Genomic DNA, 15,595 nt, shown 5'->3' with positions numbered 1-15,595 from the left:
GTGTAGCGCACCCTCAGGTCTGTCAGAGGAGAGACGCTCTTCGCTCCCTCCCTCTTTGAGCCCCCCCTGCAAGCGCCCCCCCCTACCCGCCGGTGACAAAATGCACGGTGTCAAAGCTGCGGCGCCAGTCTGCTACTTCGGCGGCTATCGGAGCTCCCTGAAGGCCCTGCGCTATCAGGCTGGCGAGGCGGGGGGCGTCGGGGGCGGTCATGCCCCAGCGCACAAGCTCGGGGGTGCCGATGCGCAGGCCGTTCATGTCTCTCGCAACCTCGGCAATCGGCAGACCGATACCGCAGGCGAGGAACCCCGCCTTGCGCAGTTGTTTGGAGGCGGCCTGACCTCCGCCAAAGGCTGCGGCCTCTATGGCGAATTGGTGAGAGTGGGTGAACTTAACCGGGCCATCGTCCGCCGGACCTGAGAACACAGGCAGCCCCTGCCCTGCCAGCTCGCCTGCCAGAGCCTGCGCCATGGCGATCATCTCTGCGGCATAGGCGGCACCGCAGTCTTTCCAATCCAGCATGGTCACCGCCAGCGCGGCGGTTTTGGCGGCGTCAAAATTGGCGGTCATGCCAGGAAAGGCGATGGCATCCAAACGCTGGGCGATCTCGGCATCATCGCTCACGATCAGACCACCGGCCGGGCCGCCAAGGCTTTTGTAGGTGCTCATGGTCATGAGATGCGCGCCGGCCTTCAGCGGATTGGACCACGCCCGCCCTGCGATGATGCCGCATTGATGGGCCGCGTCAAACAGCAGCTTGGCCCCTACCTCATCTGCGATACTGCGCATCTCGGCCACGGGATGCTCAAAGAGGTTGAGGCTGCCCCCGAGGGTGATCAGCCGGGGCTGCTCGGCCAAGGCCAGCGCGCGCACCCCATCCAGATCGACGGTATAACCATCGGCATTGACCGGGGCCTCTATGATGCGCAGACCAAACAGCCCGGCGCAGCCTGCCATATGGTGGGTCACATGGCCGCCGATGGAAGCAGGCGGCGCAATGATGGTGTCGCCGGGTTGGCAGATCGCCATGAAGCCATAGAGATTGGCCATGGCCCCTGACGCCACCCGCACCTCGGCAAAGCGCGCATCAAACACCTCGGCGCAGAGGGTGGCGGCAATGACCTCGATTTCCTCAATCGCTTCCAGCCCCATTTCATATTTGTCCCCCGGATAGCCAAGCGAAGGGCGCGAGCCGATGCCGGAGGACAGAAGCGCCTCGGCCTTGGGGTTCATCACATTGGTGGCGGGGTTGAGATTGAAACACTCCTGCTCATGGATCTGGCGATTTTGCTCGGCCAGTTGTTCGATGCGCGCCAGAAGCGCTTCAGACGTGGCTGCCGTGGTCTGCCCAGCAATGCGCTGTACCAAGGTTTCGCTGGTGGCGGGCACCCAGTCTCTTTGTGCGAGGGTCATCGATCGCTCTCCTGTTTTGGGCAGTCTGGCCGTGCGCAGGTGACTTCGCAAAACAGAATTGATATTTCTTGGCGTAGAAAAACTAAGGCTAGAAGATGAGTGTTGCGCCCAAACGGCCCAAAGGCCCTCCGTTAAATGCCATGCGCGCCTTTGAGGCGGCGGCGCGGCATGTGAGTTTTGTGGCTGCGGCGGAAGAGCTGAATGTGACGCCCGGGGCGATTTCACAGCACATCAAGACATTGGAAGGCTGGGCGGGCACGCCGTTGTTTCAGCGCAATGCCCAAGGCGTGGCGCTGACGGCAGAGGGGCAAGCGCTGGTGGCGGATTTCACCGCCGCCTTTGACCAGCTTGCCGATGCGGCGCGGGCGCTGCGCAATCTCACGCCCAATCCCGATTTTCATATCGCCGCATTGCCAGCGGTCGCGCAGCTGTGGCTGCCCAAGCGGTTGCGGCAGGTGCGGGCGCAGTTTCCGGCAATCACCTTTTCGGTCACAGCCATGGAGACTCCGCCAAGCCTTGCGCGGGAGATGTTTGATCTGTCGATCTTTTTCGGGGTGCCCGATGGGGCGGCAGATCAGGTTGCGGTTTGCGCCGATGCGATCCTGCCGGTCTGTGCGCCGACGCTGTTGCCTGAGGCCAAAGAGGATCTGACTGCGGTGACCCGTCTGCATGACCAGACATGGGAGGAGGATTGGGCGCTTTGGGCTGCGCATAGCGGAGCCGGGGTTTCCCAAAACAAAGGCGGGCCGCGGTTTTCCCTCTACAGTCTGGCGATGGAAGAGGCGAAGGCGGGGGCCGGTGTGCTGATGGGGCATCTCTGTCTGATCGAGGAGGCTTTGGCATCCGGCGCGTTGGTGGCGGTTGAGGAAACGCCCTGCCCCACCGCTCGGTCGCTGCTGATCGCGCAGCCGCATCCTGCGCGGCGGCGGGTGGAAACGGCGGAGATTGTGGCTGTGTTGTCGGGCTAAGGGCTTCCGATCTCGCTCTGGGGCGGACTGTGGGGCGGATTTCGGCCAGGCCATTACATTTCTCGCCACCTCAAATGTTCTATTTTTGTTCGCGTCCTCTTATATTGGCGGCATGACAGATTCTTTGCCGCCCCCTCCCCCTCTGGCCAAAGGCCGAATGCATGAAGCCTTCGGCCCTGGCGGGCCGGTGTTTGCCTTTGTGTTGGGTCATCACTGTCGCGGGACCATCATCTGGGTGCGGGACCGCTGGCGGCGGGACCGGCTCGATCCCAACGGGTTTAAGGCGTTTATTGATCCGGCGGAGCTGTATCTCTGCAAGACCAAGGATCATGCGCAGGCCCTTGGCGTGGCGGAGGATGCGCTGCGCTCCGGCGCGGTTGCGCTGGTGGTGGTGGAGCTCAGCAAGGAGGTGACCCTAACGCAGGGGCGGCGGCTGCAGCTGGCCGCGCGGGAGGGCAAAAGCACGGGGCTGGCGCTGATCTCGGAAGGAATGGGCAGCAATGCGGCGGAGACCCGGTGGCGGTGCAGGCCGGTGTTTGATCCCCATATCGCGGTGATGCACCAATGGGATCTGGTCAAAAACAAATCCGGCGCGCAGGGCAGCTGGCGGCTTTGGTGGGACAGCGAGGCAAAGCAGGTGCGGGTGGTGTCCCATGCCCGCGCCTGAGTGCGGGGCCGGTCACAGGCGCGGGCCTGCGACCGTTACTTTTTAGCTCTCGTCCTGATCCTGCGTCTCAGACTGTTCCTGACGGCGGCTCAGCGCGCCGACATAGCCGGACACGGTCTGCAGGATGCGGAAGGCGGTTGAGGCGTCGTTTTCGACCACGGCCATAAACTCGGTTTCCCCGAGGCGCAGCATTTCCATGTCGGTCTTGGCGTACATATCCAGCGCGCGCTTTTCTTTGCGCAACAGCGCCAGTTCGCCCACCAGCGTGCCCGCACCGGCCTCGGCGACCTCATGGGCCTCCCCGTCCGGTGTGTGGAAGCCAAGCCCCGCCGTGCCTTCCAAGATCAGGTAAGCGCCGTCTGCCGGATCGTCACCCTGATGGAAGACATAATCGCCCGCCTTTTCCTGATGCCACTGCGCACCAAAGGCCAGAAGGCGCATCTGGCGGCGAGAGAGGCCGGCAAACATGTCGGCAGAGGTGAGCGCGCGCATCTTGCGGCGCAGGTCGGCGCTGGCGGCGTTTTCGGTGTCCTCGATGTCCACCGCCTCGCCGTCTTTCAGGCGGCCGTGCTCCAGCTCCAGCAGCATGTCAAAGCTGTCCTGATCCTCAAACTCTTCTTCCAGAAACACCATGGTGGTGGTGGGCAGCAGGCTGCGCAGGCTTTCGATGATCTTGGCCGCCTGCCCTTCCTCATAAGACGCCAGACAGCGGTTGAGGATCAGCAGGTCGGGCTTTTTGATCGCGGCGCGGCTGATCGCCAGCGGCTCGGCAAAGGCGCCGGGCAGATTGGTGCCGCCGATGCCGGTTGGCACCGCAAAGAGCAGCTCGGCCACCTCGTCTTTCACGCCCGCATCGCTGAGGATCTGGGACACGATATCGCGCAGCTGCTCGCCGCGGCCACCGGCGGAGGCCGACAGCTTGCCGTAGATCGCATTCTCCAGAACCGTCAGGCCCGGCGCGTAGCGGGTTTCATCCAGGGGCGCGAGGAAGGCGGTCATCCATTCCGCCAGCTTCTCCGCCTCATTGTGGCGCAGCTCCAGAATGGTCTGTTTCAGCTCGTCGCCAAAGCCCGGACCAATGCGCTCCGCTGACACGGAGAACGGCAGGTTGAGCATCTGGCCCAATTCCTCGCGCGCCATTTCAGAAAGCCCCACCTCGCGGCTTTTGCCGACCAGCTCCACATTGCGGGTGAAGACCTCGGCGTTGAGGCCAAGCTGCTGGAACAGCGGGTGATCCGTACCGTCCACACCAAAGGTCTGGTTCAGCATCTCGATCACTTCCTGCGACATGCGCAGGATGCCCTCCTCGATGCCCAGCTCGTGCAGCAGATCAAGGAAGCCCATGACCTCTTCGGGGTCGGGCTCCTGAATTTCGCGCAGAGGTGTGGCAAAGAACAGGTTCGCCGCGACAGGCATGGCGGGGTTATAGGCGTCCGGATCAAAGCGGTAGTAGGCTTTCTCAAGCCCGGCCTTGGCCAGCGCCTCCTGAATTTTGGGACGCAGGCTGACCAGCGTCTGCGCCAGTTCCGCGTGATCTTCTTCGTTGAAGATCTGATCCAGACCGCGCCGGAACAGCGCGTTGCCCGCGCCTGTTGCGTCCATCAGCTGGACCCAGAAGCCGTGTACCGCATCCTCATCCGCCAGATCGGCCAGATTTGGGTCCACCCAATCGGCAAAGAGGCGGTCCGTGCTGTTGCCGGTGCGGCGACTTTCATAGGCGCGCTTGCGGTCTTCGCCTTCGCCCTGCGGATCGGGACGCTCTGAAAGCGGGGCGCGTTTGAGCGGCATCATCACGTTGTCGCCAAAGGTGCCTTCAAACACATAGGGCGACGGATCGGCATAGCCGATGCGGGAGGCGATCACACGCTGGTGCAGATCGCTGAGCTTTTGCCCGCCAATGGAGAGGCTGCCGCTCATCGGCAGGATTTCCCGGGTGAAGAGCTCTGCCAGCGCGCGGCGTTCTTCGGCGTCTTGTGAGCGAATGCCCATCACCGTGCCCTGCGGCACGGTTGCGGTGATGTTTTCCAGCACGGTGTCGCCATCGTGGTCGCGCACATAGACCTTATCCAGCGCAATCGCGCCGGACAGGCGTGGGATCTCTTCAGGCTCGCCCTCAATCAGCGCTTCATCGACCATGCCGCTTGGGTCAAAACGGTCACCGATCAGATGCCAGCGCAGCGACAGATCGGCCACGCGGTTGTAGTAGTTCAGCAGCTCTTTCCAAGGAGAGGACAGGTCTTTGTAGGCGGCCAAGGCAGCCACAAGCGCCCCAAGGGTCACCTGCCCCCGGATCACCAGAAGGCCGCCAACCAGGTAGAAGAAAAACGGCGTCAGCTGGGTGATGAAGTTGTTGAGGAACTTCATGAAGAATTTCTTCTTGTAGATCGACAGGCGGATCAGGAAGAGCGTGCCCAGACGGCGTGTGGTCTGCGCCATGCGGAAGCGCCAGCCACCGTTCACGCGCAGCTCGGGCGCCCCCGCCGCCGTTTCGCCGATCTCTGCCGCGAGCTTGCGCACCTGTTGGATACGGTCCTTGTTCAGCAGGTTGATCTGGCGCTGCAGCTTGGGAATGAGCCAGGCCTGCACGGGGATAAGCGCAATCGCGGCAAAGCCGAACCAGATGTTTTGCAAAAACAGGAAGGTCAGAATGGTGATCATCTGCCCCGCCTGCATCACCGGCAGGCTGATGGCATCGCCCATCATGCCGCCCAGCGGCTCGGATTCTGCGGTGATCATCGACACCAGCTCGCCCTGCGAGGTGCGCCGCAGATAAGGCTGCGGAAAGCGCGTGATGCGCGAGATCAGCGTGAAGCGGTAGCGGCGCAGCATGCGCTCAGAGAGCACACCTTTCATGGTGTTGATGCGCATTTTCATCAGGCCGTGAAACAGCACCGAGAGCAGGAACAGGAGGCTGAGCATGATCAGGAAATTTTCCTGTGTCATCTCAAAATCGAGCACGTCGATGAAATCCTGGTCCGCGTCAATCGCGTCGTTGATAATCCGCTTGGGCAGCTCCAGCGTCAGGAACTGCAGAGGAAACAAACAGGCCGTCAGCGCCAGAAGCACCATCTGGTCGCGCTTTGAGAATTTCCAGATGAACGAAAATAGCGAGCGTTCTATGACCTCAACTCCCGGTCTTAGGCAACGGGCCGAAACCCGGACTTTCAGCAGATGCTATCAATGCATCCACCCTGTGTTCAAACGGTTTCTTAATGCATCTGCCTTTAACTTGAAGCATCAGACAAGGCAGCGCGCAAGAAACCTCAACAGGTCACGCAATGCGCCGCCAAAGGCTGAGATCCACGTTTTTGGCGGACCACTTTGGTCGGGAAATGATATAGGCACAAAACATGGGTTTGCGGTAGCTGAATTCTGAGTCTAGTCTCAGAAAGTCAAATACATCATGGGGCTTAGGTCTATGGACCATATCACGACCATACTTTTGCTGGTCGCTGCGTTTCAGATAAAACATCTGGTGGCGGACTTCTTTTTGCAGAACGCCAAGATGATCATGGGGCGCGAGCGTTACTGGCATATGGGCCGGGCGCAGCACGCGGGCATTCACGCTGTTTTCTCGGTTGTGGTGCTGGCTCTGTTTGGCTCCAGCCCGATGGTGATTTTCTGGATGGTTCTGGCCGAGTTCATCGTCCATTTTCACATTGATTGGGGCAAGGCGCGATTCTCTGTGGATCGCGGGCTGACGCCTGAGCAACCGATGTATTGGTATGCCATGGGGTTTGATCAGGCGCTGCACCAGCTGACCTATCTGGTGATGACCTGGGCCTATTTCGCCTGCCTCACCATCTGAGTTTGACCGGCTGAGACTGCCCCTAATACTGCTCCTTGAGTCGGAGCACCCGTATCGGACCACCTGAGTGCGACGCGCTTTTTTTCAGAAATCGCTGTTCGAATGCGCAGAGCGTAAAAATGCGCGTAAGGATCAGGCTTTGGCGGCAAACACGTCGATGATGGCGTGCATCTGATCGGCCTCCCCCACCACAAACACCCGCGCCTTTTGTGTCGCGGCCCCGGCAAAGGGCGACAGGATGCAGCGCACCGATGCGCCCACACGGGCGGCCGAAAGGAAACGCGCGCGCACATCAGATACGCTCAGGCCAGTTGCCGCACGCAGACAGAGCGCTTCGGCCATGGCGCAGAACAACATGCCCGGCACAATGGCGCCGTCAAATCCGGCCACTTTGGCCATCACATCATCGGTGTGGATCGGGTTGTCGTCATGGGCCAGCGCCAGATAGCGCGACACCGCCTGCGGGCTCAAAGGGGCCAGAGATGTTGTCTCTGCCTGTGGCGGGGCCATGCGTTCAGCAAAGCTTGGCGGACGCATTTCGCGGATCTGGGGTGCTGTGAGAAACTTCACCCGGGTTTCCATCTGCGCGCCGCTGTCATTGAGGCCAAAGCGGAAGCTCGCGGCGGCCTCACTGCGCTCCTGATGCACGACAATCTTGTGACCGGCCTCAACGCGGGCGGTCTGACACCCCAGAAAGCTCTGACTTTCCTGCACCGCATAGGTGCCGGTGGGCGCGCGCAGGGCGGCTTTCACCCCCCATAACGCCGGATCGCCGAGCAACAGCACCTTGCCGGTGATCGGGGCGGCCAGTGGCTGGGGCGCGCCTGCGAGTTCCGCCAGAAGCGCAGCCAGCGCCGCCTCCTGCGTGGCGTCCACACCGCGCTCCAGCGTCAGGGTTGTCACCGCTGTGTCCTTAGACATCGGCGGCAAAGGCCTCGGCAATCAGCGTTGCGTTGATGCCGCCAAAGGCCAGCGAGTTGGACATAACCGCCTTCAGCGGTGTTGTTTTGGCCGCGTTGGGCACCGGCTCCAGCCCGATCTTGGGATCGACCTCGGTGAAGTTCAGCGTCGGCGGGGCCGATTGGCGCAAAAGCGCGCCGATGGCGACGATCAACTCCAACGCACCGGCCGCACCAAGCGCGTGGCCGTGTACCGGTTTGGTCGAGGAGATCTCAATACCCTCAAGCGTGTCGCCAAACACCGCGCGCAGGGCAGAGACCTCGTTCACGTCATTGGCCACCGTGCCGGTGCCATGGGCGTTCACATAGCCGATGTCGCGCGCATCCAGCCCCGCCTGACGCAGCGCCATGCGCATGCAGGCCGAGGCGCGCTCTGGATTGGGGCGCAACAGGTCACCGGCATCAGAATTGGTGCCAAAACCGCTGAGCTCACAAAGGATATCTGCGCCGCGCGCCTCTGCGGCCTCAAGGCTTTCCAGCACCAGAACGCCCGCGCCTTCGCCCAGGATCATGCCGTTGCGGTCTTTGCTGAAGGGACGGTTGAGATCTGCGGTCATCACCCGCAAAAGCTCCCAGACGCGGAAGACACCGGCCTCAAGACAGGCCTCAGAGCCGCCCACAAGACAGCGCTCCACTTGGCCGGAGGCAATCATCTGCATGCCCATGCCGATGGACTGGCTGGCCGAGGAACAGGCGGTGGCCAGACAGAGCGCCGGGCCGGTTGCGCCAAACTCCATCGACACCCAGCTTGCGGCGGCGTTGTTCATGATCTTGGGCACGGCCATGGGATCAAGCCGCATGGAGCCTTCGGCGCCAAATTTCAGGTAGTTGCGGTCCAAGGTTTGCGCACCGCCAAAGCCTGAGCCGATGGAGACGCCGCAATTCTCCCCGAAATGCGCCTCTGTCAGCCCGGCCTGCGCCACCGCCTCGCGCGCGGCGGCCAGCGCATATTCAGCAACCGGCTCGCGCATGCGGTGGGGCTTTTCGCCGAGGATTTCGGCCAGATCACCCTCCGCAATCTTGCCCGCGGTTTTGACACGCTGAATGTCGAGCGCCTCAAAGCTGATCGGTTTGACACCGGAGATGCCGGATTGCGTGGCCTCAATCAGCGCGTCCGCACCGATGCCACATGCGGAAACGGCGCCGAGGCCGGTGACGACAACTCGGTTAGAAGCAGGTCGCGCCATGGGGTGGCTCACGCCTCCTCAGCTTGGTGCGCTTCGATTTTGGAGATCGCCAGATCCAGCAGATCCTGCACGGTCACAACATCGGTCAACTCATTGTCGACCGAGACATAAGCGCCGTATTTCTCTTCGATCGCCATGAGGATCATCACAAAATCCGCGGACTGGATGTCCAGCTCTTCCAGCGGGCGCTCCGGTGTGATTTCGGAGGCATCCACCATGCCCTCTTCAGCCACCATCTCCAGTAGTTCCCGCGTCAGCGTCTCGCGATCGGTGCTCATCGGCGTCCTTCCAGTCGTAAAGTCTTTTGGTCAATTCCCCCCACTTAACGCAGGGCCTTGGGCGAGACTTTAGGTGCCCTTCCGCAAAACATCCAGCCGAAGATCGCCGCAAAAGGGCGCAAATCCGCTGTCTGTATCGCGTGGGGCGCGCTTGCTTATGGGAGAGGCAGAGCGGAGAGAACATACCGGCGCGTTTTGGTGACGCGGCGCAGCGCGGTGCAGCCAAGAAAAAGGCGCCAGACACAGGAGGGAAATGGACACAACGCCCCGCCCCTCGCGTCTCTGACGCCTTCCTTGAACGCGCGCTGATGAGACAGAAGGCCGCCCGAAAAAGAGCACTCCAGATCCCAGCACCGCCATTCGGTGCGCGCCAACCAAGCCATGGCCCCAGAAGGGGTTCGCCGAAACGGCTCAAGACGCTGAGCCCCATGGCACATGATCGGTGCTGCGGGATACGGATATCGCCAAGCGGGCCGAGGCCCAAAGCAGAGATCCGCTCCCCCCTACCAACAGAGGCCGTACTTTTCTGACGAAAAGCACCCCACTGCCAGCCTACGCTCAGGCGTTTGCCGCCGTCCTGCCTGCGTCCCTCGTCACTGTGCTCCGCTCCGTGATCCCCTTGGGGTCGTGAGAGGCGCCATGCGCAAAGAGTCTCAGCCAGTGTGGCAGGCGATCCGGGCCGAGTGGTGGCAGTTGAAACGCCGATGTCTCGGCCCCTTCCCCTACCGGGTCCCGGAAGACCTCAGCGTCCCGCGCCGGGTCGTTGCGACCCCTTGCGTTGAGAAAGATTCTGCGCCCTGAGGGGGCGGTTTGGCAAGGAAAAACGGGTGTTTGAGAGGCCCGCGCTGGGGGTAAGACGCGGGGCAAGCCTGTGGGTTTCCTGTGGATAGGTTGGGGATGGAATTGGAAAGGTGAGCGAAGCGGGGCTGTTGGGGGAGGATGGAATTATTTCTACGTGCCGTAGGGGCTGAATTGGGGTGTGGATGGCTGGGAGCGTTGCGGATGTCGCGATGGCTGGGGGCGCGGCTGTTGCGGAGTACAACGGAGGGGAGCGCCTGACCCTGGGTGGGTGCTGGAAGCGCCCTCCCCTGGGGAGTGAAGGCCGTTTCGGAATTGATCCAGTGGATCAATTCAGGCCTGAACGGGCGGAGCCCATGGGCGCTGGCTGGGTCGGGTATTGGCACCTTTATCATATACCGATCGGTGCTATGAATACTCAAAAAAGCTTATGTCAATCTTCCTCAGGCAATTCCAACACTTGATGAACAGCCAAAATCTTGTACACAATTGGCCTGTCACCTCGGTATTCCACTGAGACGTCAACGCTAAAACCTTTCTTGAAAATGTTCTCGTCAGCTTCACGGATTTCGTGTTTTATTTTATGTTCCGCAAGTGTTGACGCGTACATTATAGGAAGGGCTTTTTCGGTGATTGACGAAATCACTGCCCTTTCTCCACTGCGCTTTTCTACCGGTGCGTCACCAATGTCGGACCGCGTAAAGTACATCAAAACTCTTTTATGATCTCGGTTGGAATGTTCCTCTAGGCGCTTGCACTCAGCATCTATTGTCTTGGTGATGTTCAAAGCGTCTCGAGAGGAAAACTTGAATGTAGCCTTAACTTCCCGCTTTCCGTCCTCAAACGTTGCCGCCTCTAGAATTTGGTTACCATTTGGGTCATTCGCAACTGCCTGCACTGCATCGGTAAACGTTTTAAGCTCAGACTTGGTCAGACCTTCAGGAACCAGTCCTTGTTTCAAAGAGTTTAGTCGGTCGGCCCAACGGTTTACGAAGTCAATAGCCTGCCCAATTTGCTCAACGCTACTAACAACGGCGGGAAATGCCGTAGCAACAACAGGCATTAAGTCTGCAACTATTGAGCCAGACCTAACTTCTGTAATGTAGATTTCTGCGTCCGCGTCGATGCCTTTGTTTTCAAGTGACTTCCGATAGTCCACTGCCAGCGACGTGAAGGCGGACACAAATGCACCTAATTCAATAGGCTGGCTGTTGTCCAACGTTAGTGTCAAAACCGCTTTTGGGCTTTCGAAATGCTCTTTTGAAATCGCCTTGGCCATTGGTTAAATTCTTTAGTTATTCAATCAAAGAGAATCTTTTCGCACAACGCTACCAGTTTCAATTGTTTTTTCCCCTGCAACAGTGTTTTAACCCGGATCTCCGATCCGGATCGCACCCGACCCCGCCCCCCAGGGCGGGTGCGATTTTGCGACGTCGCACCAGACGGGACGCGCGGAGCTTGCGGACAGGTCAGCGCCAAACGGAGGGCCGCCCTCGGGGTCGTGCGCGATCCTAGCGGTGGTGTGCGCAATCGGGCGGAGGGAACATGCGGCGCCTCTAAAGCGTCGTCCTTAAAATCTGAAACGCACGGTCTCCGCCAACGCACAGGCGGCGAAGCCGACCAGCCCTCGACCCTCCCCGTTTTGCCGGAGGCAAACCTTTGGTTTGACGGGAGGGGGCTTCCCCCCCACCCAGGGTCGGGGGCCGGTCTATGTGACCCGTTACAATCGTTGCAGATTTGTCAGCTCGGCCATGGAGCGCTCTCAACATAAAGGCTCAAACAGGTCAGTACCCCCAAATAGGAGAAACGTGTGTTTTTGCCCAATGCCGGGAATAAGAAAGACCGCTCGGTTGAGCGGCCTTGGGGAATTGGGGTTGGCGCTGTGTGCCTTAAGTTCCGGGGTGCGCACGCGAAGGCTGCGCCGTTCGCTTTCGCGCACTGCTTGAAGATGGACTAGTCGTCCATCTTCAAAGCTGAGATGAACGCCTCTTGCGGGATATCCACTTTACCAAACTGACGCATCTTTTTCTTACCGGCTTTCTGCTTGTCCAGAAGCTTACGCTTCCGGGTGGCGTCACCGCCGTAACACTTGGCCGTCACGTCTTTGCGCAGCGCGCTCAAAGTCTCACGGGCGATGACTTTGCCGCCGATGGCCGCTTGGATCGGGATCTTGAACATGTGGCGCGGGATCAGGGTTTTGAGTTTTTCACACATCGCCCGTCCGCGCATCTCTGCCCGGTCGCGGTGCACCATCATGGAGAGCGCGTCCACCGGCTCGTCGTTCACCAGCACGGACATCTTCACGAGGTTGTCTTCGCGGTAGTCCTCCATCTGGTAGTCAAAAGACGCATAGCCTTTGGTCACCGATTTCAGACGGTCATAGAAGTCAAACACCACCTCGTTGAGCGGCAGGTCATAGACGCACATGGCGCGGGAGCCGGCGTAGGTGAGATCGAGCTGGATGCCGCGGCGGTCCTGGCAGAGCTTGAGCACGTCGCCGAGGTATTCATCGGGCACAAGGATGGTGGCCTTGATGCGCGGCTCCTCAAGGTGGTCGACCTTGGACATGTCGGGCATGTCGGCGGGGTTGTGCAGCTCGATCTTCTCGCCGTCTTTCATATAGACGTGATAGATCACGGAAGGCGCGGTGGTGATGAGCTCGATGTTGTACTCGCGCTCGATCCGGTCGCGGATCACTTCGAGGTGCAAGAGACCGAGGAAACCGCAGCGGAAGCCAAAGCCCAGCGCGGCGGAGGTTTCCATTTCGAAGGAGAAGGATGCGTCGTTCAGCGCCAGTTTGTCGATGGCGTCGCGCAGGTCTTCGAACTCGGCAGAATCCACCGGGAAGAGGCCACAGAAGACCACCGGCTGCGCAGGCTTAAAGCCCGGCAGGGCCTCTTCGGTGCCGTGGCGGTCATTGGTGATTGTGTCGCCCACGCGGGTGTCGCGCACCTGTTTGATCGAGGCGGTCAGGAAGCCGATCTCGCCGGGGCCGAGGCTGTCGACCATCTGCATCTCCGGGCGGAAGACGCCGACGCGGTCCACCGAATGCAGGGTGCCGTTTGACATGAATTTGACGCGCTGGCCCTTTTTCAGGGTACCGTCCATGATGCGCACCAGCACGATCACGCCGAGGTAGGCGTCATACCAGCTGTCCACCAGCATGGCTTTGAGCGGCGCATCAAGGTTGCCGGTTGGCGCGGGCAGGTCCTTGACGATGGCTTCGAGCGTCTCGTGGATGCCGACGCCGGTTTTGGCAGAGACCTGAATGGCGCCGGTGGCGTCGATGCCGATGACGTCTTCGATCTGTTCGGCGACACGGTCACAATCAGAGGCTGGCAGGTCGATCTTGTTGAGCACAGGCACCAGCTCGTGATCGGCCTCAATGGCCTGGTAGACGTTGGCGAGCGTCTGCGCTTCCACACCCTGGGTGCTGTCCACCACCAAGAGCGAGCCTTCGACCGCTTTCATTGAGCGGGAGACCTCATAGGCGAAGTCGACGTGGCCGGGGGTGTCGATGAGGTTGAGCACATAGGTCTCGCCGTCATCCGCCTTATAGTCGATGCGCACGGTGTTGGCTTTGATGGTGATGCCACGCTCGCGCTCGATGTCCATGCTGTCCAGCAGCTGTTCTTTCATATCGCGGTCTTCCACCGTGCCCGTCTCCTGAATGAGGCGGTCAGCAAGGGTGGATTTACCGTGGTCGATGTGGGCCACGATGGAGAAATTGCGGATTTTGGACAGATCGGTGCTCATGATGCGGGATATGATGCGGAATCTTGTGTTGGTCAAGCAGCGCTGTAGGGTGCGGGGCGGGATATTTAAGAGAGCGTGTCTTAGAAGAGGTCAATTTGTTCCAGATCAGCACATCCACTAGCATGGTCATTGACGGAGTCATCGAGCCTGCTTTTACAGAATTTAACACGAAGTTTTCTAAACTTGACGAAAAGCAGCGGGATATCGTCTTGGTCCGTTGCGCTCTAAGGAGTCTCTTAAACCCAAATCTAAACTCTGACAGAGATCTTAGTGGCGACCTCTTGTTGCCCGTATGTAAGCTACTGATTCAAAGCGTTGTTTTAGCAACTGCCCAAAAACCGTTTGCCGCTTCAATCGTTCGCAATACTGGTCAACGGCGACCCAGAAATTCAGATGTTCTTTTAGACAGCTCAGGTGCGTATCTTTGCGCTAAGGTGTTAAGCCCTGAGACAACGGCGGCTCAATCGGAAGTCATAGAGAAAATAACGGTCGACTTCGCCACTGCCGCAAGAACGAGACAGGGGTTCACGTCTTTGTCGCCGATTTCCCTTGAGAACGACGCGTATCGGATTGTCGTGCGAGAATTTGCGAGTGAAGCACTAAGAGACTGCGTAAATGCCGGACGAGCCGTATTCGAAGAACCTCTCTGGACCACTTCGGATAAATGGCGAAATGAAATGGAGTACCAACCTGCATTCAAAGGATTCTTCTATGACGATAGTTTCACGTTTTGGCGCGAATGGTACCAAGGGTTTCTCGATGGCAAGCCCCTCAACTGGGAACTCCAGCGCCGTGTTGCGTTGATCGCAGATGACATTTGGGAAGCTGGTCCTAAGGCGGTTGCTGATGAAATCGAACGCATCCAAGTCCGCTATCTCGCAGATCAACTTCCTCTTGCCGAAACCATCGACCTATATCCTGACACAGGCAAATTTCGCGCCACCCCCACTCCGGTCGAAAATGCGCCTTTGATGTCAGCCTTACTGACGCAAATTTCTGACGATTTGGAAGACGCCATGGCTGGGCACAACGGCGTCACCAAAACTTCAAGCGAAGCACGGAAAATCCAGCGGGTTGTGACGCGATATGGCAATGATCCTCAGCAAGCAGAGCTAACGCTGACATCTGTGGCGCAGGGCCTTCGCCGACAACTGTACGAAACGGGCGAACTGCCGGACAGCGAGGATAATCTCGCCCTCCTCAACTCGGTTGAGGAAGGTGTTCGCGGCATTCGGGCGAACCACCCTGAAGTCGCGGCAAATCGCGAACAGCTGGCGCAGCTCGCCATTCAGGAACTGAGCGCTGAAGATCGCGAAACTCTTGAAAAGGCTGCGCCGGTTCTATCAGCCATCAGCGAGGGCGCTATGGCAGAGGATTTTGCCGAAGACATTCCTGAGCTGATCAACGACGCATTGCTACCCCTCCCATCTGGCGCGCCAAGACTGCCGGGCGCAGACGCCAGCACAAGAGTTTTCGGGCGCTCTGCCAAAATGCGAGTGAAGTTGGGGGCGACTTCAGAACTGACGAAGAAGGGCGCTCAAGTCTTTGATAGCGATACAATAAAAACGCTGAGATTGATCGGATTTGTCGGCGCGGGTGGCGCTGCGGTTCATCATTTCGTTCTCAAGCACTTAGATAGCATTGTGGAAATTGGTCTACGTGTGCTGGGTGTCATCTAAATTTAAGAGCCGCGCCTGACCCTGGGAGGAAGCGTATGCGCCCTCCCGTGGGGAGGGCGCATACGCTTCCTCCCAGGGTCAGGC

The 15,595-nt window shown here is 59.6% G+C and carries 11 protein-coding genes; 4 read left to right on the top strand and 7 right to left on the bottom strand.

Annotated features, from left to right (window positions below):
- Window positions 1-82 precede the first annotated feature (82 nt).
- A complete protein-coding gene (locus tag J7412_RS21560) occupies window positions 83-1,411 on the bottom strand; it encodes an aminotransferase class I/II-fold pyridoxal phosphate-dependent enzyme (RefSeq protein ID WP_209081861.1) in 1,329 nt (442 codons plus the stop codon).
- A 95-nt stretch (window positions 1,412-1,506) separates the two neighbouring features.
- Here J7412_RS21560 and J7412_RS21555 point away from each other — a divergent pair, with 95 nt between their 5' ends.
- Both J7412_RS21555 and J7412_RS21550 read left to right on the top strand, forming a co-directional pair.
- A complete protein-coding gene (locus J7412_RS21555; protein ID WP_209081859.1) occupies window positions 1,507-2,379 on the top strand; it encodes a LysR family transcriptional regulator in 873 nt (290 codons plus the stop codon).
- A gap of 112 nt (window positions 2,380-2,491) precedes the next feature.
- Window positions 2,492-3,046, top strand: a complete 555-nt coding sequence (locus tag J7412_RS21550) for a hypothetical protein (protein ID WP_209081857.1) — start codon at window positions 2,492-2,494, stop codon at window positions 3,044-3,046.
- A gap of 42 nt (window positions 3,047-3,088) precedes the next feature.
- Here J7412_RS21550 and J7412_RS21545 read toward each other — a convergent pair whose 3' ends face one another.
- Window positions 3,089-6,115, bottom strand: coding sequence for a cyclic nucleotide-binding domain-containing protein (locus J7412_RS21545; RefSeq protein WP_209081856.1), 3,027 nt, complete (start codon window positions 6,113-6,115; stop codon window positions 3,089-3,091).
- Between the two features lie 349 nt (window positions 6,116-6,464).
- On the opposite strand from J7412_RS21545, the gene J7412_RS21540 reads away from it, so the two are divergent.
- Entirely contained in the window at window positions 6,465-6,854 is a 390-nt protein-coding gene (locus tag J7412_RS21540) for a DUF3307 domain-containing protein (protein WP_209081853.1), read from the top strand.
- A 132-nt stretch (window positions 6,855-6,986) separates the two neighbouring features.
- Here the strand turns inward: J7412_RS21540 and J7412_RS21535 are convergent, their stop codons facing one another.
- The 5 genes from J7412_RS21535 to lepA all read right to left on the bottom strand — a co-directional run bounded on the left by J7412_RS21535 (window position 6,987) and on the right by lepA (window position 13,832).
- Entirely contained in the window at window positions 6,987-7,757 is a 771-nt protein-coding gene (locus tag J7412_RS21535; protein WP_209081840.1) for a MaoC family dehydratase, read from the bottom strand.
- 10 nt (window positions 7,758-7,767) lie between these two features.
- Window positions 7,768-9,000: a beta-ketoacyl-[acyl-carrier-protein] synthase family protein gene (locus J7412_RS21530; RefSeq protein ID WP_209081837.1), complete on the bottom strand. Its 1,233-nt coding sequence runs from the start codon at window positions 8,998-9,000 to the stop codon at window positions 7,768-7,770.
- Between the two features lie 8 nt (window positions 9,001-9,008).
- Window positions 9,009-9,278, bottom strand: a complete 270-nt coding sequence (locus J7412_RS21525; RefSeq protein WP_209065922.1) for a phosphopantetheine-binding protein — start codon at window positions 9,276-9,278, stop codon at window positions 9,009-9,011.
- A gap of 1,231 nt (window positions 9,279-10,509) precedes the next feature.
- Window positions 10,510-11,355, bottom strand: a complete 846-nt coding sequence (locus J7412_RS21520; RefSeq protein WP_209081827.1) for a hypothetical protein — start codon at window positions 11,353-11,355, stop codon at window positions 10,510-10,512.
- Window positions 11,356-12,029: 674 nt separating this feature from the next.
- Window positions 12,030-13,832, bottom strand: coding sequence for a translation elongation factor 4 (gene lepA, locus J7412_RS21515; RefSeq protein WP_209065955.1), 1,803 nt, complete (start codon window positions 13,830-13,832; stop codon window positions 12,030-12,032).
- Between the two features lie 95 nt (window positions 13,833-13,927).
- On the opposite strand from lepA, the gene J7412_RS21975 reads away from it, so the two are divergent.
- Window positions 13,928-15,511 carry a hypothetical protein gene (locus J7412_RS21975; protein ID WP_247744059.1) on the top strand — a complete coding sequence of 528 codons (1,584 nt, stop codon included), beginning with the start codon at window positions 13,928-13,930 and terminating at the stop codon, window positions 15,509-15,511.
- Window positions 15,512-15,595: the final 84 nt, after the last annotated feature.

This window comes from Shimia sp. R9_3 (assembly GCF_017743755.1).
Classification (GTDB): Bacteria; Pseudomonadota; Alphaproteobacteria; order Rhodobacterales; family Rhodobacteraceae; genus Shimia.
This window is presented reverse-complemented; position numbering and strand designations above follow the sequence as displayed.